19 protein-coding genes and 3 tRNA genes are annotated in these 22,271 nt (G+C 64.2%); all 22 read left to right on the forward strand.

Annotated elements, in window-relative coordinates:
- Nucleotides 1-189: 189 nt before the first annotated feature.
- The 22 genes from tpiA to infB all read left to right on the forward strand — a co-directional run bounded on the left by tpiA (nucleotide 190) and on the right by infB (nucleotide 22,166).
- Nucleotides 190-945 (forward strand): triose-phosphate isomerase, encoded by a 756-nt coding sequence (gene tpiA, locus TEP_RS05625; protein ID WP_132824583.1) that lies wholly within the window; start codon nucleotides 190-192, stop codon nucleotides 943-945.
- A 50-nt stretch (nucleotides 946-995) separates the two neighbouring features.
- Nucleotides 996-1,433 (forward strand): preprotein translocase subunit SecG, encoded by a 438-nt coding sequence (secG, locus tag TEP_RS05630; RefSeq protein WP_025876192.1) that lies wholly within the window; start codon nucleotides 996-998, stop codon nucleotides 1,431-1,433.
- 51 nt (nucleotides 1,434-1,484) lie between these two features.
- Nucleotides 1,485-1,569 (forward strand) — tRNA-Leu (locus TEP_RS05635).
- 112 nt (nucleotides 1,570-1,681) lie between these two features.
- Nucleotides 1,682-2,038 carry an NADH-quinone oxidoreductase subunit A gene (locus tag TEP_RS05640; RefSeq protein ID WP_005414075.1) on the forward strand — a complete coding sequence of 119 codons (357 nt, stop codon included), beginning with the start codon at nucleotides 1,682-1,684 and terminating at the stop codon, nucleotides 2,036-2,038.
- On the forward strand, nucleotides 2,029-2,583 hold the full coding sequence (locus tag TEP_RS05645) for an NADH-quinone oxidoreductase subunit B (protein WP_025876198.1): 555 nt from the start codon (nucleotides 2,029-2,031) through the stop codon (nucleotides 2,581-2,583). Before TEP_RS05640 ends, TEP_RS05645 begins: the two co-directional genes overlap by 10 nt.
- A 33-nt stretch (nucleotides 2,584-2,616) precedes the next feature.
- Nucleotides 2,617-3,363, forward strand: a complete 747-nt coding sequence (locus tag TEP_RS05650) for an NADH-quinone oxidoreductase subunit C (protein WP_025876200.1) — start codon at nucleotides 2,617-2,619, stop codon at nucleotides 3,361-3,363.
- Entirely contained in the window at nucleotides 3,360-4,667 is a 1,308-nt protein-coding gene (locus TEP_RS05655) for an NADH-quinone oxidoreductase subunit D (protein WP_049465988.1), read from the forward strand. Before TEP_RS05650 ends, TEP_RS05655 begins: the two co-directional genes overlap by 4 nt.
- 97 nt (nucleotides 4,668-4,764) lie before the next feature.
- Complete coding sequence (gene nuoE, locus TEP_RS05660) at nucleotides 4,765-5,292, forward strand: NADH-quinone oxidoreductase subunit NuoE (RefSeq protein WP_117310917.1); 528 nt, start codon at nucleotides 4,765-4,767, stop codon at nucleotides 5,290-5,292.
- A gap of 4 nt (nucleotides 5,293-5,296) precedes the next feature.
- A complete protein-coding gene (nuoF, locus tag TEP_RS05665; protein WP_025876206.1) occupies nucleotides 5,297-6,637 on the forward strand; it encodes an NADH-quinone oxidoreductase subunit NuoF in 1,341 nt (446 codons plus the stop codon).
- Nucleotides 6,634-8,868 carry an NADH-quinone oxidoreductase subunit NuoG gene (nuoG, locus tag TEP_RS05670; protein ID WP_132824584.1) on the forward strand — a complete coding sequence of 745 codons (2,235 nt, stop codon included), beginning with the start codon at nucleotides 6,634-6,636 and terminating at the stop codon, nucleotides 8,866-8,868. Before nuoF ends, nuoG begins: the two co-directional genes overlap by 4 nt.
- Nucleotides 8,865-9,959, forward strand: coding sequence for an NADH-quinone oxidoreductase subunit NuoH (nuoH, locus tag TEP_RS05675; RefSeq protein ID WP_132824585.1), 1,095 nt, complete (start codon nucleotides 8,865-8,867; stop codon nucleotides 9,957-9,959). The genes nuoG and nuoH overlap by 4 nt, the downstream gene beginning before the upstream one ends.
- Before the next feature lie 3 nt (nucleotides 9,960-9,962).
- Nucleotides 9,963-10,451, forward strand: coding sequence for an NADH-quinone oxidoreductase subunit NuoI (nuoI, locus tag TEP_RS05680; protein ID WP_005417924.1), 489 nt, complete (start codon nucleotides 9,963-9,965; stop codon nucleotides 10,449-10,451).
- A 9-nt stretch (nucleotides 10,452-10,460) separates the two neighbouring features.
- Nucleotides 10,461-11,120 (forward strand): NADH-quinone oxidoreductase subunit J, encoded by a 660-nt coding sequence (locus TEP_RS05685; RefSeq protein ID WP_132824586.1) that lies wholly within the window; start codon nucleotides 10,461-10,463, stop codon nucleotides 11,118-11,120.
- On the forward strand, nucleotides 11,117-11,428 hold the full coding sequence (nuoK, locus tag TEP_RS05690; protein ID WP_032951897.1) for an NADH-quinone oxidoreductase subunit NuoK: 312 nt from the start codon (nucleotides 11,117-11,119) through the stop codon (nucleotides 11,426-11,428). Before TEP_RS05685 ends, nuoK begins: the two co-directional genes overlap by 4 nt.
- Before the next feature lie 7 nt (nucleotides 11,429-11,435).
- Nucleotides 11,436-13,595 carry an NADH-quinone oxidoreductase subunit L gene (nuoL, locus tag TEP_RS05695; RefSeq protein WP_132824587.1) on the forward strand — a complete coding sequence of 720 codons (2,160 nt, stop codon included), beginning with the start codon at nucleotides 11,436-11,438 and terminating at the stop codon, nucleotides 13,593-13,595.
- Between the two features lie 23 nt (nucleotides 13,596-13,618).
- Nucleotides 13,619-15,127: an NADH-quinone oxidoreductase subunit M gene (locus tag TEP_RS05700; RefSeq protein ID WP_025876221.1), complete on the forward strand. Its 1,509-nt coding sequence runs from the start codon at nucleotides 13,619-13,621 to the stop codon at nucleotides 15,125-15,127.
- 15 nt (nucleotides 15,128-15,142) lie between these two features.
- On the forward strand, nucleotides 15,143-16,603 hold the full coding sequence (gene nuoN / locus TEP_RS05705; RefSeq protein ID WP_132824588.1) for an NADH-quinone oxidoreductase subunit NuoN: 1,461 nt from the start codon (nucleotides 15,143-15,145) through the stop codon (nucleotides 16,601-16,603).
- A 128-nt stretch (nucleotides 16,604-16,731) separates the two neighbouring features.
- Nucleotides 16,732-16,808: transfer RNA gene (locus tag TEP_RS05710), tRNA-Met, on the forward strand.
- Nucleotides 16,809-16,892: 84 nt separating this feature from the next.
- Nucleotides 16,893-16,969: transfer RNA gene (locus tag TEP_RS05715), tRNA-Met, on the forward strand.
- A gap of 355 nt (nucleotides 16,970-17,324) precedes the next feature.
- Entirely contained in the window at nucleotides 17,325-17,915 is a 591-nt protein-coding gene (gene rimP, locus TEP_RS05720; protein ID WP_025876223.1) for a ribosome maturation factor RimP, read from the forward strand.
- Between the two features lie 4 nt (nucleotides 17,916-17,919).
- The gene (gene nusA, locus TEP_RS05725; RefSeq protein WP_117310913.1) at nucleotides 17,920-19,431 is read left to right on the forward strand and encodes a transcription termination factor NusA; all 1,512 of its coding nucleotides are present in this window, start codon (nucleotides 17,920-17,922) and stop codon (nucleotides 19,429-19,431) included.
- 92 nt (nucleotides 19,432-19,523) lie between these two features.
- Nucleotides 19,524-22,166, forward strand: a complete 2,643-nt coding sequence (gene infB / locus TEP_RS05730) for a translation initiation factor IF-2 (RefSeq protein WP_093820592.1) — start codon at nucleotides 19,524-19,526, stop codon at nucleotides 22,164-22,166.
- Nucleotides 22,167-22,271: the final 105 nt, after the last annotated feature.

Below are 22,271 nucleotides of genomic sequence, written 5' to 3' on the forward strand. Positions count from 1 at the left end.
GGCGCCCCTGCGCAGCCCACCCGCCCGGCCAACCCTGCAAATCCAGCCGGGGCTCTCCGCAACCAACCTAAACCCGCCACGAGGGGCTCCGCCGTTGGCTGAAAAATACATGTAACCGCTTACACGGAAACGATTTTTTGACGCAGCAGGTATCATGGGCGGCTGAGTTCACACAGGAGCCACCCGCTCATGCGCCGCAAGATCGTCGCTGGAAACTGGAAGCTGCACGGCAGCCGTCAATTCGCCACCGAACTGCTGGGGCAGGTCGCTGCCGGGCTGCCCAAGAGCGGGGTGGAGGTGGTCATCATGCCGCCGATGCCCTATCTGGGTGAGCTGGTCGACGACTTCGGCGAGACCGGCCTGGCCTTTGGTGCACAGGACGTCAGCAGCAACGAGAAGGGCGCCTACACCGGTGAGGTCTGTGCGGCCATGCTGCACGAGGTGGGTGCCCGCTATGGTCTGGTCGGCCACTCCGAGCGCCGCCAGTACCACAACGAGAGCAGTGAACTGGTCGCGCGCAAGTTCGCCGCCGCCCTGCATGCCGGCCTGGTGCCGGTGCTGTGCGTCGGTGAAACCCTTGAGCAGCGCGAGGCCGGGCAGACCGAGGCGGTCATCGCCAGCCAGCTGGCCCCGGTGCTCGAGCTTGTCGGGGCCGCAGGCTTCGCCAATGCCGTGGTCGCCTACGAGCCGGTCTGGGCGATCGGAACCGGCCGTACCGCAACCAAGGAGCAGGCGCAGCAGGTGCACGCGTTCATTCGTGGCGAAGTCGCGCGCATCGATGCTAGAATTGCTGATTCACTGCCCATTGTTTACGGCGGTAGCGTGAAGCCCGACAATGCCGGGGAACTGTTCGCGCAGCCGGATGTCGATGGTGGGCTGGTTGGTGGTGCCTCCCTGGTGGCCGCCGACTTCCTGGCCATCGCAGAGGCGGCGGCAAACAATTAGTTTCGGTTGCCGGCTAGCCGCCGGCACTCTAGTCCGAGGGCGGATTTCCAATGCTGATGTTGATCCTCAATGTCGTCTACGTGCTGGTTGCCGTAGCCATGGTCGCGCTGATCCTGATGCAGCGTGGCTCGGGTGCGGCGGCAGGTTCGGGCTTTGGCGCTGGCGCCTCGGGGACCGTGTTCGGTGCGCGTGGCGCGTCCAACTTCCTGTCCAAGTCGACCAAGTGGCTGGCCGTGGTGTTCTTCGGCATCAGCCTCTTCATGGCCTGGTACGCCGGCCATGGCAACCGCCCGGCCGCCGATCAGGATCTGGGTCTGATGTCCGCCCCGGCGGCCAGCGCTCCGGCCGCTCCGGCGGGCGAATTGCCGGCCGTTCCGAAGGCCGATGCGGTCCCGGCCGCCCCGGTTCCGGCCGCAACTGTGCCGGCTCAGGCGGAATCTTCGGTTTCTGGTGAAGAAAAGCCTTCGGAAGGCTCCCAGAAAGACTGAAGCCGGTTACAATACGCGGCGCATCGGGAAGATAGTCTGATGTGATCGTTTGCCCAGGTGGCGGAATTGGTAGACGCACTACCTTGAGGTGGTAGCGACTTAGGTCGTAGGGGTTCGAGTCCCCTCTTGGGCACCATTTAGTAAGTAAAGCGGGTTGGTCTGGCGCGCAAGGCGCCAGGCAGCTTCCCGTCCACTCCCCCATGCCAAAGCGCCTGCAGGCGCAGCGGCAGAGGCAAGAGAGAATCGCTGTGCTGGCCGAATATTTGCCGTCTCTGCTGTTTCTGATCGTTGCCACCGGTATCGGCATTACGCTGATGCTGGTTGGTCGATTCCTCGGTCCCCGCCGCCCCGATCTGGAAAAGCTGTCGCCGTACGAGTGCGGCTTCGAAGCCTTCGAAGACGCGCGTATGAAGTTCGACGTGCGCTACTACCTGATCGCGATCCAGTTCATCGTCTTCGACCTGGAAATCATCTTCATCGTGCCGTGGACGCAGGTCTTCATGGAGCTTGGCGCGCGTTCGCTCGTCACAATGGGTCTGTTCGTCGGCATGCTGTTCCTCGGTTTCATCTATGTCTGGAAGAAGGGAGCGCTGGAATGGGAGTGATTCAGACTCTCGATGGCCTGATGACCAATCCTGTCCCGGAAGGGCGGGTTGACGACATCCTGCGGCCGGAAGGCGACAACCCGCTGCTGGAAAAGGGCTTTGTCACCACCAGCGTCGATGCGCTGCTGAACTGGGCACGCACCGGCTCGATGTGGCCCATGACCTTCGGTCTGGCCTGCTGTGCGGTCGAAATGATGCACGCAGGTGCAGCGCGCCTGGACCTTGACCGCTACGGCGTGGTGTTCCGCCCGTCGCCGCGCCAGTCCGACGTGATGATCGTCGCCGGCACCCTGGTCAACAAGATGGCCCCGGCGCTGCGCAAGGTCTATGACCAGATGCCCGACCCCAAGTGGGTGATCTCCATGGGCAGCTGCGCCAATGGCGGTGGTTACTACCACTACTCCTATTCTGTGGTGCGCGGCTGTGATCGCGTGGTGCCGGTGGACGTCTACGTCCCGGGCTGCCCGCCGACCGCCGAGGCGCTGGTGTACGGGATCCTGCAGCTGCAGAAGAAGATCTGGCGTACACAGACCATCGCCCGCTGACCCCTTCACCTGACAAGAGCGCGCCAAGCCCCCATGGCAGAGCAAGCATCCTTCATCGACCGACTCTCCGCACGTTTCGCTGGTGCGAAGGTCATCGTGGTCGAACCCCGCGGCGAAGTGACGCTGGAAGTGCCTGCCGCTGAGTGGCACGCCACCGCCCTCGCGCTGCGTGACGAGTTTGGTTTCGAGCAGGCCGTAGACCTCTGCGGCGTCGATTACCTCGGTTATGGCTCCGATGAGTGGGACACCGCCGACGTGTCCTCGCAGGGCTTCAGCCGCGGTGTCGAGGGCAAGGCCCAGGGCCGCTTCGCCTGGGGCGAATTCCCCAGCGAAGAGAGCGCCGATGGTGCCCGTCCGCAGCACATGCCGACCCAGCGCTTTGCCGTGGTCGCACAGCTGCGTTCGTACCAGCACAACCTGATGATGCACCTGCGCTGCTTCGCGCCTGACGAAGCGCTGCCGGTGGTGTCCTCGCTGACCAGCATCTGGCCGGGCCTGAACTGGTTCGAGCGCGAAGCGTTCGATCTGTATGGCGTGATCTTCGAAGGTCACCCGGACCTGCGCCGGATCCTGACCGACTACGGTTTCGTCGGCCATCCGTTCCGCAAGGACTTCCCGCTGATCGGCAACGTCGAAGTCCGCTACGACGAAGAAAAGAAGCGTGTCATCTACGAACCGGTCACCTCGGTGGAGCCGCGCGTCGGCGTGCCGCGCGTGATCCGCGACGACGCCCGCCTGCAGACCGCTGCCGGCGAGCGCTCGCAGGAGGCAGTGAAGTGAGTCACGTACACCAGGCCGGCGAAGCATTCGCCAGCAACGCTGCCGAAAGCCGGCAGGAAATCCGCAACTACACCATGAACTTCGGCCCGCAGCATCCGGCCGCGCACGGTGTGCTGCGCCTGATCCTGGAGATGGACGGCGAGACCATCATGCGTGCCGACCCGCACGTGGGTCTGCTGCACCGGGGCACCGAGAAGCTGGCCGAATCCAAGCCCTTCAACCAGTCGATCGGCTACATGGATCGCCTGGATTACGTGTCGATGATGTGCAACGAGCACGCCTACGTGCGCTCGATCGAGACCCTGATGGGCATCGAGGCGCCGGAACGCGCGCAGTACATCCGCACGATGTTCGACGAGATCACCCGCATCCTGAACCACCTGATGTGGCTGGGCTCCAACGCACTCGACCTGGGTGCGATGGCGGTGATGCTGTACGCCTTCCGCGAGCGCGAAGAGCTGATGGACTGCTACGAAGCGGTCTCCGGCGCGCGCATGCACGCGGCGTACTACCGTCCGGGCGGTGTCTACCGCGACCTGCCGGACCACATGCCGAAGTACAAGGAATCGCGCTGGCACAAGGGCAAGGCCCTGAAGAACCTCAACGCCTCGCGCGAAGGTTCGCTGCTGGACTTCCTGGAGAACTTCACCAATGAGTTCCCGGGTCGTGTCGACGAATACGAGACCCTGCTGACCGACAACCGTATCTGGAAGCAGCGTACCGTCGGCATCGGCGTGGTCACCCCCGAGTTGGCCCACCAGTGGGGCATGACCGGCGTGATGCTGCGTGGCTCGGGCGTCGCCTGGGATCTGCGCAAGAAGCGCCCCTATGCGAAGTACGATGCCGTCGATTTCGACATCCCGCTGGGCAAGGAAGGCGATTGCTACGATCGCTACCTGTGCCGCGTTGCCGAAATGCGTCAGTCCAACCGCATCATCAAGCAGTGCGTGGCATGGCTGAAGGCCAATCCCGGCCCGGTCATGGTCAAGAACTTCAAGGTCGCTCCGCCCAAGCGCGAGGACATGAAGGACGACATGGAAGCGCTGATCCATCACTTCAAGCTGTTCAGTGAAGGCTATTGCGTGCCGGCCGGCGAGACCTATGCCGCGGTTGAAGCGCCCAAGGGCGAATTCGGCTGCTACCTGGTTTCCGACGGCGCCAACAAGCCGTTCCGCGTACACCTTCGTGCGCCGGGCTTTGCCCACCTGTCCTCGATCGATTCGATCGTGCGCGGCCACATGCTGGCCGACGTGGTGGCGATGATCGGTACCTACGATCTGGTGTTCGGCGAGGTTGACCGGTAATGCCGTCCGCCACGCCAACGCCCGCTGCAGGCAGCCGGCGCAAGCCGGCGCCGCAGTTTCTGCAATTTCACGTTATGCATTTCGCTGAGGTCGGCCGATGAAGGCGACAGGTAATTTCGAGGCGGCGCGCGACGTCGACCCGATGGTGGTGTTGAGCGACAAGACCCGTGCTCACATCGATCACTGGCTGTCCAAGTTCCCGCCGGACCGCAAGCGCTCTGCCGTGCTGCAGGGTCTGCATGCTGCCCAGGAGCAGAACCAGGGCTGGCTGACCGACGAGCTGATCGCCGGCGTGGCCAAGTACCTGGACCTGCCGCCGGTGTGGGCCTACGAGGTTGCCAGCTTCTACTCGATGTTCGAGACCGAGAAGGTGGGCCGCAACAACGTGGCCATCTGCACGAACATCAGCTGCTGGCTCAATGGCGCCGAAGACATCGTGCGCCATTGCGAGAAGAAGCTGGGCATCAAGAACGGTCAGTCGACCGCTGACGGCCGCATCTACCTCAAGCGCGAGGAAGAGTGCCTGGCCGGCTGCGCGGGTGCACCGATGATGGTCATCAATGGTCACTACCATGAGCGTCTGACCCTGGAAAAGGTCGACGAGCTCCTGGACGGGCTGGAGTAAGGGCATGGCACATCACCACGAATCCAAGGGTCCGGTCGGCCCCGCGCCGCTGCCGCACCAGGTGGTCTACACCACCCTGCATTACGACACCCCGTGGTCGTACGAAAGCTATCTGAAGACCGGTGGCTATGCTGCCCTGCGCAAGATCCTCGAAGAGAAGATCCCGCCGGAGCAGGTCATCGAGATGGTCAAGGCCTCGGGCCTGCGCGGCCGCGGCGGCGCCGGTTTCCCGACCGGCCTGAAGTGGTCCTTCATGCCCAAGGGCAACGTGCAGAAGTACATCCTCTGCAACTCGGATGAGTCCGAGCCGGGCACCTGCAAGGATCGCGACATCCTGCGCTACAACCCGCATTCGGTGGTCGAAGGCATGGCGATTGCCTGCTACGCCACCGGTTCGACCGTGGGCTACAACTACCTGCGCGGTGAATTCCACCACGAGCCGTTCGAGCACTTCGAGCAGGCCCTGGCCGATGCCTATGCGAACGGCTGGCTGGGCAAGAACGTGCTGGGCTCGGGCGTGGATATCGACATCTACGGCGCCCTGGGTGCCGGCGCCTACATCTGCGGCGAAGAAACCGCGCTGATGGAATCGCTGGAAGGCAAGAAGGGCCAGCCGCGCTACAAGCCGCCGTTCCCGGCCAATTTCGGCCTGTATGGCAAGCCGTCGACGATCAACAACACCGAAACCTACGGTTCGGTGCCGGCGATCATCCGCAATGGTCCGGAGTGGTTCAAGGGCCTGAGCCTGACCGCCAATGGCGGCCCGAAGTGCTTCTCGGTGTCCGGTTGCGTGCAGAAGGGCGGCAATTTCGAAGTGCCGCTGGGCACCACCTTCGATGACCTGCTGGAAATGGCCGGCGGCCTCAAGCCGGGTCGCAAGCTCAAGGGCGCGATTCCGGGCGGCGTGTCCATGCCGGTGCTGACCGCGGCCGAGCTGAAGGGCCTGCCGATGGACTACGACACCATCCGTGCGCTGGGCTCCGGCCTGGGCTCCGGTGCGGTCGTGGTGCTGGATGACAGCGTCTGCTGCGTCAAGTTCGCCTGCCGCATCAGCCAGTTCTTCCACAAGGAATCCTGTGGCCAGTGCACCCCGTGCCGCGAAGGTACCGGCTGGATGCACCGCGTGCTGGAGCGCATCGTCGCCGGCAAGGCCACGATGGAAGACCTGCACCAGTTGAAGACCGTGGCCGGCCAGATCGAAGGCCATACCATCTGTGCGTTCGGCGAAGCGGCGGCATGGCCCATCCAGGGCTTCCTGCGCCAGTTCTGGGACGAATTCGAGTACTACATCGTCAACGGTCATTCGATGGTTGACGGCAAGAAGGTGGAGGCAGCCGCCGCATGAGCGCGCAACCCATAAATCCCAGCGTGCCACCGGACCACGTCACCATCGAGATCGATGGCAGGTCGCTGGTCGTGCCCAAGGGTTCGATGATCATCCAGGCCGCCGACAAGGCGGGCATTTCGATTCCGCGCTTCTGCTACCACGAGAAGCTGCCGATCGCTGCCAACTGCCGCATGTGCCTGGTGGATGTGGAAAAGTCGCCGAAGCCGGCACCGGCCTGCGCCACGCCGGTGATGGAAGGCATGAAGGTCGCCACCCGCAGTGAAAAGGCGCTGAAGTTCCAGCGCTCGGTGATGGAGTTCCTGCTGATCAACCACCCGCTGGATTGCCCGATCTGCGATCAGGGCGGCGAGTGCGAGCTGCAGGACGTGTCGCTGGGCTACGGCCGTTCGGTCAGCCGCTTCAACGAGCGCAAGCGCGTGGTGGCCGACGAGGACATGGGCCCGCTGGTCGCCACCGAGATGACCCGCTGCATCCAGTGCACCCGCTGCGTCCGTTTCACCGCCGACGTTGCCGGTACCTATGAACTGGGTGGCATGTACCGCGGTGAAAACCTGCAGATCGGCACCTACGACGGCAAGCCGCTGACCACCGAGCTTTCGGGCAACGTCGTCGACGTGTGCCCGGTCGGCGCGCTGACCAACAAGGTGTTCCAGTTCCGCGCCCGTCCGTGGGAACTGACCGCGCGCGAATCGCTGGGCTACCACGACGCGATGGGCTCGAACCTGTTCCTGCACGTGCGTCGCGGCGAAGTGCTGCGTACCGTGCCGCGCGACAACGAGGCGGTCAACGAGTGCTGGCTGTCCGATCGTGACCGTTATTCGCACCAGGGCCTGTACAGCGAAGACCGTGCGGTCAAGCCGCTGCGCAAGGTCAATGGCGAGTGGAAGGAAGTGAGCTGGGCTGAAGGCCTGGCCGCGGCCGCCGGGATCCTCAAGGCCAACCAGGGCGACAACCTGGGCGTGCTGGTGCATCCGTCGACGTCGAACGAGGAGGGTGCACTGCTGGCCCGCCTTGCCACCGGCCTGGGTTCGGCCAACATCGACCACCGCATCAACAACCGCGACTTCTCCGACGCCGCCACTGCCGAAGTGTTCGGCCTGCCGCTGGCCGAGATCGAAGGCGCGGACCGCATCGTCGTGCTGGGCAGCAACATCCGCCACGAGCTGCCGCTGCTGCACGCCCGCCTGCGCAAGGCGCAGACCCAGAACGGCGCGAAGATCCACGTGGTCAACCCGGTCGACTTCGACTTCGCGTTCAGCGTTGCCGGCAAGCAGATCGTGGCGCCGTCGAAGTTCGCCGATGCGCTGGCCAACGCCGAGCTGCGTTCGGCGGTGCAGGGCGGTACCAATACCGTGCTGATCGTCGGTGGCATCGCCGAGAACCATCCGCAGGCTGCCGCGATCCGCGCCGCTGCGCGTGATTTCGCCGCCGCCACCGGTGCCAAGCTGTGCCGCATCCCGCAGGGCGCCAATGCGATCGGCCTGACCCGCGCTGGCGTGCTGCCGGCCGGCAAGGACGTCGCTGCGATGCTGGCCGATCCGCGCAAGGCCTACGTGATCTACGGCCTGGAACCGGGCCTGGACTTCGCCGATGCTCCGGCCGCGCGCAAGGCGCTGGTCGGCGCACAGGTGGTGGCCTTCAGCCAGTTCGCCTGTGCTTCGACCCGCGACGTCGCCGACGTGATCCTGCCGATCGGTGCGCTGCCGGAAATCGATGCCACCCTGACCAACCTCGATGGTCGCGAGCAGTCGGCGCGTGCCGGCGGCAAGCTGCCGGGCGAGGCCCGCGAGGGCTGGCGCGTGCTGCGTGCACTCGGCGGTGAGCTGGCCGTGGCCGGTTTCGAGTTCATCGACCTGGCCGGCCTGCGCGCCAGCCTGGCACCGGTGACCGTGCAGGTGTCCGCTTCGGCACAGCCGGTGCTGGCGGGCGAGGGCATGGAAGTGGCGTCGACCGCTGCGATCTACCGCACCGATGCGGTGGTCCGTCGCGCCCCGGCGCTGCAGTCGCATCCGCTCAACAACGCCCCGCGCATCGTGCTCAACGCTGACGATGCCGCCCGCCTGCAGCTGCAGGAAGGGCAGATGGCCAAGGTCGGCACCGATGCCGGCAAGGCCACCCTGCCGGTGGTGGTCGACGCCCGCGTCGCTGCGGGTTCGGTCTGGATTGAATCGGGCCACGGCGCAACCGCGCCGCTGGGTGCCGCTCGTGTTTCGGTGGTGGCTGCATGAACGAATTGCTGATTAACGCGGTCGATCCGCTGCACCAGTGGCTGCTCGGCCTGGGTGACATCGGCGCGCTGATCTGGATCATCCTGAAGATCCTGGTGATCACCGTTCCGGTGATCGTCTCGGTGGCCTTCTACGTGGTCTGGGAACGCAAGCTGATCGGCTGGATGCACGTCCGCCACGGCCCGATGTACGTGGGCATGGGCATCTTCCAGGCCTTCGCCGACGTCTTCAAGCTGCTGTTCAAGGAAGTGGTCCAGCCGAGCAGCGCCAACAAGGCGATCTACCTGCTGGCACCGCTGATCACCCTGGCCCCGGCCTTTGCGGCCTGGGCGGTGGTGCCCTTCGATTCGCAGCTGGTGCTGTCCAACGCCAATGCCGGCCTGCTGTACCTGCTGGCGATGACCTCGCTGGGCATCTACGGCATCATCCTCGCCGGTTGGGCGTCCAACTCGAAGTATGCCTTCCTGGGTGCCATGCGCGCCTCGGCGCAGATGATCAGCTACGAAATCGCGATGGGTTTCGCCCTGGTCGGCGTGATGATCGCTTCGGGCAGCCTCAATCTCAGCAACATCGTGATGGCCCAGGCCGGCAACTCCGGTTTCTTCGACTGGTTCCTGCTGCCGCTGTTCCCGCTGTTCATCGTGTACTGGGTGTCCGGCGTTGCCGAAACCAACCGCGCCCCGTTCGACGTGGTGGAAGGCGAGTCGGAAATCGTCGCCGGCCACATGGTCGAGTACTCCGGTGGTGCGTTCGCGCTGTTCTTCCTGGCTGAATACGCCAACATGATCCTGATCAGCTTCCTGATCTCGATCTTCTTCCTCGGCGGCTGGCTGAGCCCGATCCAGGGCTGGGTCAACCCGGGCGAGATCTCGCCGTTCATCGACTGGATCTGGAAGGGCGGCTGGCCGTGGCTGTTCGTCAAGGTCTTCTTCTTCGCCAGTGCCTACATCTGGTTCCGTGCAAGCTTCCCGCGCTTCCGCTATGACCAGATCATGCGCCTGGGCTGGAAGGTCTTCATCCCGCTGACCATTTTCTGGATCGCGGTTACCGCCGTCATGGTGTTCTTCGGCGTGATTCAAAAGGGCGTCTAAGTGATGAACAGGATTACCCATTACTTCAAGAGCCTGCTGCTGCTCGAACTGCTGGCCGGTCTCTGGCTGACGCTGAAGTACAGCTTCAAGCCGAAGTACACGATGATGTACCCGATGGAAAAGTTCCCGCAGTCGCCGCGCTTCCGTGGCCTGCACGCCCTGCGCCGTTATCCCAACGGTGAAGAGCGCTGCATCGCCTGCAAGCTGTGCGAAGCGGTGTGCCCGGCATTGGCCATCACCATCGATTCGGCCAAGCGCGAGGACGGCACCCGCCGTACCACGCGCTACGACATCGATCTGTTCAAGTGCATCTTCTGCGGCTTCTGTGAGGAAAGCTGCCCGGTGGACTCGATCGTCGAGACCCACATCCTCGAGTACCACTTCGAGAATCGTGGCGAAAACATCGTTACCAAGCCGCAGCTGCTGGCCCTGGGCGACCGTCTCGAATCCGAGATCGCCGAGCGTCGTGCCGCCGATGCCGCTTACCGCTGAGGTCGAGAGATGGATTGGGTAAATATCGCTTTCTGGGTCTTCGCCATCGCGGCAACGGTTTCGGCCGGTGCGGTGATCAGCGTGCGCAACCCCGTGCACGCTGTCCTGTGCCTGGTGCTGACCTTCTTCTCCATCGCCTGCGTGTGGCTGCTGGTCGGCGCCGAGTTCCTCGGCGTGGCACTGGTGCTTGTCTACGTGGGTGCGGTGATGGTGTTGTTCCTGTTCGTGGTGATGATGCTCGACATCGATCCGGACAAGCTGCGTGAAGGCTGGGTGCGCTACCTGCCGGTCGGCCTGATCGTGGCCGTGGCGATGCTGGTGCAGATGCTGATCCTGATCGGCGTGAAGGGCAGATCGGTCAACCCGTTCCCGGCCGACAACGCCGCCGCGCTCGCCGCCGACAGTTCCAACGTCACCTGGCTGGCCCGCAGCCTGTTCACCGAGTACCTGCTGCCGTTCGAGTTCGCCGCCGTCATCCTGACCGTGGCCGTGGTCGCCGCGGTGATGCTGACCCTGCGCCGTCGTGAAGGCCTGAAGACGCAGAACCCGTCGCAGCAGACCATGGTCAAGGCACACGACCGCCTGCGCATGGTCAAGATGGACGCCGAACAGCCGCAGATCCACAGCAACACCACGCCGGCCGCAGGCGACGAGGAGACCAAGGCATGATCTCGATCACTCTGGGCCACATCCTGGCGCTGGGCGCGGTGCTGTTCTGCATCAGCCTCGCCGGCATCTTCCTCAACCGAAAGAACATCATCGTCCTGCTGATGTCCATCGAGTTGATGCTGCTGTCGGTCAACATCAATTTCGTCGGGTTCTCGCGGGAACTGGGGGACACGGCCGGCCAGCTGTTCGTGTTCTTCATCCTGACCGTGGCTGCTGCCGAGGCCGCCATCGGCCTGGCGATCCTGGTGACCCTGTTCCGTACACGCCGCACGATCAATGTCGGCGAAGTCGATTCGTTGAAGGGCTGATCCACAGATGGAAATCACTCTCTCCAAGAGTCTGTTGATCGCAGTGGTGCTTGCACCGCTGTTCGGCAGCATCATCGCCGGCCTGTTCGGTCGCCAGGTCAAGCGCTTCGGCGCCCAGACCATCACCATCCTCGGTGTCGCCGTTGCCTGCGGCCTGTCGATGCACACGCTCTATCAACTGCTGTGGGGCGGTGCGCAGCCGTTCAACGAGAACCTGTACACGTTCTTCGAAGTCGGCCAGTACTCGGCCCACGTCGGCTTCATGGTCGACAAGCTGACCGCGATGATGATGGTGGTGGTGACCTTCGTGTCGCTGCTGGTCCACATCTACACGATCGGCTACATGCAGGACGATCCGGGCTACCAGCGGTTCTTCAGCTACATCTCGCTGTTCACCTTCTCGATGCTCACCCTGGTGATGAGCAACAACTTCCTGCAGCTGTTCTTCGGCTGGGAAGCGGTGGGCCTGGTGTCGTACCTGCTGATCGGTTTCTGGTTCAAGCGCCCGACCGCGATCTTCGCCAACATGAAGGCGTTCCTGGTCAACCGCGTCGGTGACTTCGGCTTCCTGCTGGGCATCGCCGGCGTGCTGTGGGTGTTCGGCACCCTGGACTACTCGCAGGTGTTCTCGCAGGCCGGCATGCTCGCCGATCCGCGCGCACAGCTGCAGGTCTGGGACGGCACCATGTTCGGCATGCAGCTGCTGAACGAGCCGGTGATCTGGTCGATCGCCACCGTCATCTGCATCGGCCTGTTCATCGGTGCCATGGGCAAGTCGGCCCAGGTTCCGCTGCACGTCTGGCTGCCGGATTCGATGGAAGGCCCGACCCCGATCTCGGCACTGATCCACGCCGCCACGATGGTGACCGCCGGTATCTTCATGGTCACCCGCATGTCGCCGTTGTTCGAGCTGTCGCAGACCGCGTTGAACTTCATCCTGTTCATCGGTGCCACTACCGCGTTCTTTACCGGCCTGATCGGCATCGTGCAGAACGACATCAAGCGCGTCGTCGCGTACTCCACGCTGTCCCAGCTGGGTTACATGACCGTGGCGCTGGGCGTGTCGGCGTACTCCGCTGCGGTGTTCCACCTGATGACCCACGCCTTCTTCAAGGCGCTGCTGTTCCTGGGTGCCGGCTCGGTCATCATCGCGATGCACCACGAGCAGGACATGCGCAAGATGGGCGGCCTGCGCAAGTACATGCCGATCACCTTCATCACCATGTGGATCGGCACCCTGGCCCTGGTCGGTACGCCGTTCTTCTCCGGCTTCTACTCGAAGGACACGATCATCGAGGCCGCCGAGATCCACGCCCACATGCAGGACAGCTGGGTGGCCACCTATGGCTACTGGGCGGTGCTGGGCGGCGTGCTGGTGACCAGCTTCTACAGCTTCCGCCTGCTGTTCCTGACCTTCCACGGCAAGGAACGCTTCCGCGACGCGCATGATGACCATGGTCATGGCCATGACGATCACCATGCTGCCGACGCCCACCACGCAGATGCGCATGACGACCACGGCCATGGCCACGGTCCGCATGCGCCGCATGAAACGCCGTGGGTGGTGACGTTGCCGCTGATCCTGCTGGCCATCCCGTCGATCGCCATCGGTTTCTTCAGCATCGGTCCGATGCTGCATGGCACCGACTGGGCCGGTCACCACGCCCATGCGGCGATCAAGGGCCAGGTCAACACGTTCTTCACCGGCATCGTCGATTTCTACGATCCGGCCAAGAACACCGTGGCCTTCCTGGGCGAGGAGTTCCATGGTCCGGTGGCGTTCGCGCTGCACGGCATGATGCTGCCGCCGTTCTGGCTGACCCTGGCAGGCTTCCTGCTGGCTGCGTTGTTCTACCTGTGGAAGCCGGACCTGTCGGGCAAGGCACGCAAGACCTTCGCCCCGGTGGTGTCCGTGCTGGAAAACAAGTACGGCTTCGACAAGCTGTGGATCGACGGCTTTGCCGGTGGCAGCGTCAAGCTGGGCAAGGTCTCGCGCTGGATCGACAGCAACATCGTCGACGGCGTGGTCAATCTCTCGGCACGTGTTGTGGACGTCGCAGCCAGCGTGCTGCGCCGTACCCAATCCGGTTTCCTCTATCACTACGCCTTCGCGATGATCATCGGCCTGATTGCCCTCCTGGGCGTGCTGATGCATTACCTGCGTTGATGACCTGTACGGAATAAGAAGACGTGTCGAACTGGCCTCTACTCAGTGTCCTCATCTGGCTGCCGATCCTCGGCGGTGCCCTGATCCTTGCGATCCGTGATGCGCAGACCGCCCGCTGGGCGTCGCTGGGCGTGGCGGTGCTGACCTTCGTGGCGAGTCTGTCGCTGCTGGGCGGCTACAACCCGGGCATCGACGCGCTGCAGTTCGTCGAGACCCACGCCTGGATCCCGACCTACAACATCGGCTACAACCTGGGCGTGGACGGCATCGCCGTAGCGCTGATCCTGCTCACCACGCTGGTCAGCGTGCTCGCCCTGATCGGCGCCTGGAGCGCGATCGACAAGCGCGTGAACCAGTACGTGGCCGCCTTCCTGATCCTGGAAGGTGTCACCGTCGGCATCTTCGCCGCCACGGACGCGATGCTGTTCTACGTGTTCTTCGAGGCGATGCTGATCCCGATGTTCCTGATCATCGGTGTCTGGGGTGGCCCGCGTCGCATCTACGCCGCACTGAAGTTCTTCCTGTACACCTTCCTCGGCTCGGTGCTGATGCTGGTGGCGCTGATCTACCTGTACATGAAGGGCGGCAGCTTCCAGCTGGCCGACCTCTACGCACTGCAGCTGTCGGGCAAGGAACAGACCTGGATCTTCTTCGCCTTCCTGATCGCGTTCGCGGTCAAGGTGCCGATGTTCCCGGTGCACACCTGGCTGCCGGACGCGCACGTGGAAGCGCCGACCGCCGGTTCGGTGATCCTGGCCGCCATCGCACTGAAGATCGGCGGCTACGGCTTCCTGCGCTTCAACCTGCCGATCGTTCCCGATGCTTCGCAGGAATGGGCATGGCTGGTCATCGCGCTGTCGCTGATCGCAGTGATCTACGTCGGCCTGGTCGCCCTGGTGCAGGACGACATGAAGAAGCTGATCGCTTATTCGTCGATCGCGCACATGGGCTTTGTCACCCTGGGTACCTTCATCGCCCTGTGGCTGGTGCGTGAAGCCGGTAACGTCGATGCGGCCCGCCTGGGCCTGCAGGGCGCCATGGTGCAGATGATCTCGCATGGCTTCGTGTCCGGCGCGATGTTCTCCTGCGTCGGCGTGCTGTACGACCGCATGCACAGCCGCCGCATCGCCGATTACGGCGGCGTGGTCAACGTGATGCCGTGGTTCGCCACGTTCGCCATGCTGTTCTTCATGGCCAACGCCGGCCTGCCGGGCACCAGCGGTTTCGTCGGTGAATTCATGGTCATCCTGTCGGCGTTCCAGCGGAACCCGTGGATCGCCCTGGGCGCAGCCACCACCCTGATCATCGGTGCGGCCTACACCCTGTGGCTGTACAAGCGCATCTTCTTCGGTGAGGTGGCCAACAGCCATGTCGCCGAGCTGAAGGACATCAACGGCCGCGAATGGCTGGTGCTGGGCGTGTTCGCCATTGGCGTACTGGCCCTGGGCATCTACCCCAAGCCGCTGACCGACCTGATGGAGCCCTCGATCGCAAAGCTGGCGATGCAGATCGCATCCAGCAAGTTGCTGTAATTCCAGGATTTGATGATGACCACCTCGCCGCTGCTGCCATTGACCGCTGCTGACCTGCCACCGCTCGCTCCCGAGCTGGTGCTGATCGGCAGTGCCTTCGCCCTGATGATCCTCGACCTGTTCGTCAGCGAACGGAACAAGATCGTCACCCACCTGTTCTCGGTCGCCGCACTGGCCGTGGTGCTGTTCATGCTGGCCACCGGCGTGGGCGGGCAGGGGGAGGTCTTCCATGGCATGTTCGTGCGCGATACCGCCGCGGACGTGATGAAGACCGGGATCGTGCTGCTCAGCGGCCTGACCCTGATCTACGGCTGGGGCTACCTGCGCGAGCGCAAGCTGTTCCAGGGCGAGATTCCGGTGCTGATCCTGTTCGGCACCGCCGGCATGATGATCCTGGTGTCCGCCGGCAGCCTGCTGATGGTGTACCTGGGCCTGGAACTGCTGGCCCTGTGCTCCTACGCGCTGGTCGCCAGCAACCGCGAAAGCGGCCTGGCCTCGGAAGCGGCGATGAAGTACATCGTGCTCGGTTCGCTGGCCTCGGGCCTGCTGCTGTACGGCATGTCGCTGATCTACGGCGCCACCGGCAGCCTGCACCTGGACGCCATCCAGGCCGCCATCCCGCACTCGGAAGAGCGCGTGCTGCTGGTCACCGGCGCGGTGTTCATGATTGCCGGCGTTGCCTTCAAGCTGGGTGCCGCACCGTTCCACATGTGGCTGCCCGACGTGTACCAGGGTGCCCCGGCGCCGGTCGCGTTGTTCATCAGCTCGGCGCCGAAGCTGGCCGCTTTCGGCATGGCCTACCGCCTGCTGGAAATGGGCGTGGGCCCGCTGTCCACCGAACTGCAGCTGCTGATCGCTGGCCTGGCCGCGGTCTCGCTGGTGATCGGCAACCTGATGGCCATCGCGCAGAGCAACCTCAAGCGCATGCTGGCGTTCTCCACGGTCTCGCATATCGGCTTCCTGCTGATGGGCATCGCCGGCGGCGGTTCGCAGGGCTATGCGGCCGCGCTGTTCTACGCCCTGGCCTACGCGATCATGTCGACTGCTGCTTTCGGCGCGATCATCGCGCTGTCGCGCGCCGGCTTCGAGGCCGAGAACATCGAGGACTTCAAGGGCCTGAACGCCCGCAATCCGTGGATGGCCGGCCTGGTGCTGTGCATCATGGCGTCGCTGGCAGGCATTCCGCCGTTCCTCGGTTTCTGGACCAAGCTGGCCGTGCTCGGCGCTGCCATCAATGGCGGCCTGCTGTGGCTGGCGATCCTGGGCGTGCTGTGTGCCGTGGTCGGCTGCTTCTACTACCTGCGTGTCATCAAGGTCATGTACTTCGATGAACCGGTGGGCGAGGCCATGCCGCGCAGCAAGGATCGCGTGCTGGGTGTCGTGCTGGGCGTGAACGCACTGGCATTGCTGGCGCTCGGCCTGGCCTGGAACCCGATCATGGTCTGGTGCCAGCAGGCATTTGCGCATCTTGCATAAAAGTTGACACAAAGCTGCGTGATTCGTGTAATATACGCAGCTTGAGTTGTCACTGCAGCGGTTCGGCCAGAACATCGTTGCGGAGCGCCTCCCTCGTCGGAGTGGGGCAGCGGTTTAAACACTTCCGGTGCGGGGTGGAGCAGTCTGGCAGCTCGTCGGGCTCATAACCCGAAGGTCGCAGGTTCAAATCCTGCCCCCGCTACCAACACATCGAATCGGCGCCAACCAGTTCGATGAATGAGGAAAAGCTTGCAGGTTTTGAAGTTATCCCTCATAATTCCGCTTCTGATGCGGGGTGGAGCAGTCTGGCAGCTCGTCGGGCTCATAACCCGAAGGTCGCAGGTTCAAATCCTGCCCCCGCTACCAAGTAAAGAATGCGCCTTCGAAGCTCTGCTTCGAGGGCGTTTTTCTTTGCGGCTTCCGCCGATCCGCCGGGCCATGCCCGGCGAGCACGGCGAAGGGTTCCGGGATGGCCGCAGCCTTGCACCAGAGCGGTGCAGGGGCTATCATCAGCGGCCTAGAAGTACCCCTGACGGCGGCACTCCCATCGGAGATCCACCCGGAAGGAGGGCCGCAGCACGCTTGTTCAGCGCGTTGCAACCGGAATCCAGTCACCGGAGTCTTTCCGGAAAAGGGGCCCAGCGGGCCCTTCGTCGTTTTCGGGGCGTCATGTTTCCATGCTGGCCAAGGCCGGCACCCAACCAAGAGATCAAGGCAGGCTGTGAGCGACAAGGCAACCGACATCGCGAATCTGCTCGCCCCGACCGTTGTGTCGCTGGGCCTGGAGCTGCTGGGCGTTGAGTATCTGCCGGCCCCCGGCGGTGCGACCCTTCGCCTTTACATCGACGTGCCGCTGGCGGAACAGCCGGAGCGCATCATCAATGTGGACGACTGTGAGCGGGTGAGCCGCGAAGTGTCCGCACAGATGGACGTCGAAGACCCGATCAGCGGCAATTACACGCTGGAAGTGTCTTCGCCGGGCGTGGATCGCCCGCTGTTCAACCTGGAGCAGTTCGGTCGTCACCTCGGCGAATCGGCCAAGGTCACCCTGAAGCTGCCGCAGGAAAACCGTCGTCGCCTGCAGGGTCGCATCGAAGCGATCGACGAGGCGCAGGGCAGCATCACCTTCATCGTCGACAACGCCGCACTGGTGGTGTCGGCCGACAACATCGACAAGGCGCGGATCATGCCTGACTGGGTGGCGCTGGGGCTGGCCCCGAGCAAGCCGACCGGTCCGGCACCGAAGCGTCCGAAGCCGAACAAGAATTCTTCTTCCAACGAGCCGGCGGCAAAGAAGCCGCGCGCGGAGTGAGCCAATGAGCAAGGAACTGTTGCTGGTAGTGGACGCGGTCGCCAACGAGAAGGGCGTGCCGCGTGAAGTGATCTTCGATGCCATCGAGGCCGCCCTGGCCTCGGCAGCGAAGAAGCGCTATCCCGACGAGGAAGTGCTGACCCGCGTGGTCATCGACCACAAGGATGGCAACTACGAAACCTTCCGCCGCTGGGAAGTGGTGGCCGACGACGTAGTGATGGAATCGCCGGATCGCCAGATCCGCCTGATGGACGCCATCGAAGAAGCCGAAGGCGTGGACGTCGGCGATTACATCGAAGAGCAGATCGAGAACCCCGACTTCGGTCGCATCGCCGCCCAGGCCGCCAAGCAGGTGATCGTGCAGCGTGTGCGCGAAGCCGAGCGCCAGCAGGTGGTCGATGCCTGGGCCGATCGCGTCGGTGAGCTGATCACCGGTGTGGTCAAGCGCGCCGAGCGCGGCAACATCTATGTCGATCTGGGCGGCAACGCCGAAGGCTTCATTCCGAAGGACAAGGGCATTCCGCGTGACGTCCTGCGTGCCGGCGACCGCGTCCGCGGCTACCTGGCCGAAGTGCGTTCGGAGCCGCGTGGCCCGCAGCTGTTCATCAGCCGCGCCGCACCTGAATTCATGATCGAGCTGTTCAAGCTGGAAGTGCCGGAAGTCGGCCAGGGCCTGGTGGAAATCAAGGCCTGTGCCCGCGATCCGGGCGACCGCGCCAAGATCGCCGTGCTCGCCCACGACCAGCGCACCGATCCGATCGGCGCCTGCATCGGCATGCGTGGTTCGCGCGTGCAGGCCGTGTCCAACGAGCTCAATGGCGAGCGCGTGGATATCGTCCTGTGGAACGAGAACCCGGCCAACTTCGTCATCAATGCGATGGCGCCGGCCGAAGTGCAGTCGATCATCGTCGATGAAGACAAGCATTCGATGGACCTGGCCGTTGCCGAAGACCGCCTGGCGCAGGCGATCGGCAAGGGTGGCCAGAACGTGCGCCTGGCCAGCCGCCTGACCGGTTGGCAGCTCAACGTGATGACCCAGGACCAGGTGACCGCCAAGTCCGAAGCCGAACAGGCGGCGGCCCGCCAGCTGTTCATGGACAAGCTGGAAGTGGACGAGGAAATCGCTGGCATCCTGGTCAGCGAAGGCTTCGGCACGGTCGAGGAAATCGCATACGTACCGGTCGGCGAACTGCTGGCCGTGGAAGGTTTCGACGAAGACATCGTCGAAGAGCTGCGCGCACGTGCCCGCGATGCGCTGCTCAATGAGGCCCTGGCAGTCGAGGAAGGCCTGGAGGACGGCCAGCCGGCACAGGACCTGCTGTCCCTGAAGGGCATGGACGAAGCCACCGCATATGCGTTGGCCGGCCACGGCGTGCGTACCAGCGAGGACTTGTCCGACCTGGCCGCCGACGAGGTCATGGACTTCGGCATCGAAGGGCTGGACCAGGAGCGCGCCGCGGCGCTGATCCTGGCCGCGCGTGCCGAGGAAATCGCCCGACTGGAACGCGGCGAATGAGCCGGCAATGAACAGGGCCCTGAGCCGATCAGGGCGTAGAATCCGCGCCACCTCCAGATGCGGGGGGGCGCCCACAAGATCATAGGATCCGAATGTCGCAGCAAACCACCATCCGCAAGCTTGCTGAACTGGTCAATACACCGGTCGAAAAACTGCTGGAACAGCTGGCTGGTGCCGGCATGAAGTTCAGCGGTCCCGACCAGGTCGTGACCAGCTCCGAGAAAGTGAAGCTCCTGGGCTTCCTTCGTCGCTCGCACGGCAAGCCCGAGCAGGCCCCGGAAGAGACTGATCAGTCTGCCAAGAAGATCACCCTCAACCGTCGCAAGCAACAGGAAGTGACGGTCAATTCCGGTCGCAGCAAGACAACCGTGAACGTGGAAGTGCGCCAGAAGCGTACCTACGTCAAGGCCGATGGTGGTCGTGCGATGACCCCGGACGAAGAGCGTGCCGACATCCTGCGCAAGCTGGAAGAGTCGCGCGCACGCAACCTCGCCGAGCAGCAGGCACTGGCCGAGAAGGATCGCCTGCGTGACGAGGCGATCGTCCGTGCACGCGAGGAAGAAGTCGCCGCCAAGGAGCGTGCTGAGGCCGAGAAGAAGGCGGCCGAGGAAGCTGCGGTTGCCGCCAAGGCTGCCGAGGCGCTGGCTGCCAGCCAGCCCAAGGTGCGCGCACCGATCGACGAAACCGCGCCGCGCCCGCCGCGCACTCCGGCTGCAGCCCCGGCTGCTCCGCGCAGTGCACCGCCGCGCAGCGACGACCGCAACAACCGCAGCGCGCCGCGCAACGAGCGTGGCCCGGGTGATCGCTTCGCCGGCCAGATGCATCTGTCGGCCGCCGATCGGGCACGCCGTGGCAACAGCAACAACAGCAACAACCGTGGTCGCCCGGGCAGCCGCCCGACGTCCGGCCGTCGCGACATGTCGCGCGGCGGTGGCAACGCCGGCCCGCATGCCTTCGAGCGGCCGACCGCACCGGTGGTGCGTGAAGTGGCGATCGGCGACACCATCACCGTGGCCGACCTGGCGCAGAAGCTCGCGCTGAAGGGCGGCGAGGTGGTGAAGGCGCTGTTCAAGATGGGCGTGATGGCCACCATCACCCAGTCCATCGACCACGACACCGCGGCCCTGGTCACCGAAGAACTGGGTCACAAGGCGATCCGCGCCAGCGACAACGACGCCGAAGACGCGCTGTTGGCATCGGCCGGTGAGAACCAGGGCGAGGCCGTGCAGCGTCCGCCGGTGGTCACCATCATGGGTCACGTCGATCACGGCAAGACCTCGCTGCTGGATTACATCCGTCGCACCAAGGTCGCCACCGGCGAAGCCGGCGGCATCACCCAGCACATCGGTGCGTACCACGTTGAAACGCCGAAGGGCGTCATCAGCTTCCTGGATACCCCGGGCCACGCCGCGTTCACCTCGATGCGTGCCCGCGGTGCCAAGCTGACCGATATCGTGGTGCTGGTCGTGGCTGCCGATGACGGCGTCATGCCGCAGACCAAGGAAGCGATCCAGCACGCCCGTTCGGCGGGTGTGCCGCTGATCGTGGCGATCAACAAGATCGACAAGTCCGGCGCCGACCCGATGCGGGTCAAGAACGAGCTGCTCTCCGAGCAGGTCGTGGCCGAAGACTTCGGTGGCGACACCCAGATGGTGGAGATCTCGGCCAAGACCGGCCTGGGCATCGACGATCTGCTGGAAGCTGTTTCGGTCCAGGCTGAACTGCTGGAACTGAAGGCGGTTGACGACGGCCGTGCCAACGGCGTGGTCATCGAATCGTCGCTGGACAAGGGCCGTGGCCCGATCGCGACGGTGCTGGTGCAGCAGGGCCGCCTGAAGAAGGGCGATTACCTGGTGTGCGGCATCCAGTACGGCCGCGTGCGTGCGCTGTTCGACGAAACCGGCAAGCAGCCGGAGTTCGCTGGCCCATCCATCCCGGTGCAGGTCCTGGGCCTGTCCGGTGTGCCGGAAGCCGGTGACGACTTCGTCGTCGTCGACGACGAGCGTCTGGCCAAGGACGTTGCCCAGCAGCGTGAGACCAAGCGCCGCGAATCGCGCCTGGTCGCCACCGCGGGCAGCCGCATGGAAGACATCATGGCGACCTTGGGCAAGGGCGAGGGCCAGCAGGTCCTCAACCTGGTCATCAAGGCCGACGTGCAGGGTTCGGTGCAGGCGTTGAGCCAGGCCCTGGTGGCGCTGTCCAACGACGACATCCGCATCAACGTGATCCACTCCGGCGTGGGCGGCATCACCGAGTCGGACGCCAATTCGGCCGCCGCTTCGAAGGCCACCGTCATCGGCTTCAACGTGCGTGCGGATGCTTCGGCCCGTCGCATCATCGAATCCAACGGTGTGGACCTGCGTTACTTCTCGATCATCTATGACGTGATCGACCAGGTGAAGCAGGTGGCCTCCGGTCTGCTCGGCGTGGAGATCCGCGAAGAGATCATCGGTATCGCCGAGGTCCGCGACGTCTTCCGCAGCTCCAAGCTGGGTGCCGTCGCCGGCAGCATGGTCATCGAGGGTGTGGTCAAGCGCAACAAGCCGATCCGCGTCCTGCGCGACAGCGTGGTGATCTTCGAAGGCGAGCTGGAATCGCTGCGCCGCTTCAAGGAAAACGTCGAGGAAGTCCGCAACGGTACCGAATGCGGTATCGCGGTGAAGGCCTACAACGACGTCAAGCCGGGTGACCAGATCGAGTGCTTCGAGCGTATCGAAGTGCCGCGCACCCTGTAATGCTGTGCGGTGGCCCGACCAACGGTCGGGCCCCACCATGTACCTGTAGCGCCCGACCGTTGGTCGGGCGACAATCGAATCAAAGGTAGCGCCCGACCGTTGGTC

Origin of the sequence: Stenotrophomonas sp. TEPEL (assembly GCF_004348785.1) — a bacterium.
GTDB lineage: Bacteria > Pseudomonadota > Gammaproteobacteria > Xanthomonadales > Xanthomonadaceae > Stenotrophomonas > Stenotrophomonas indicatrix.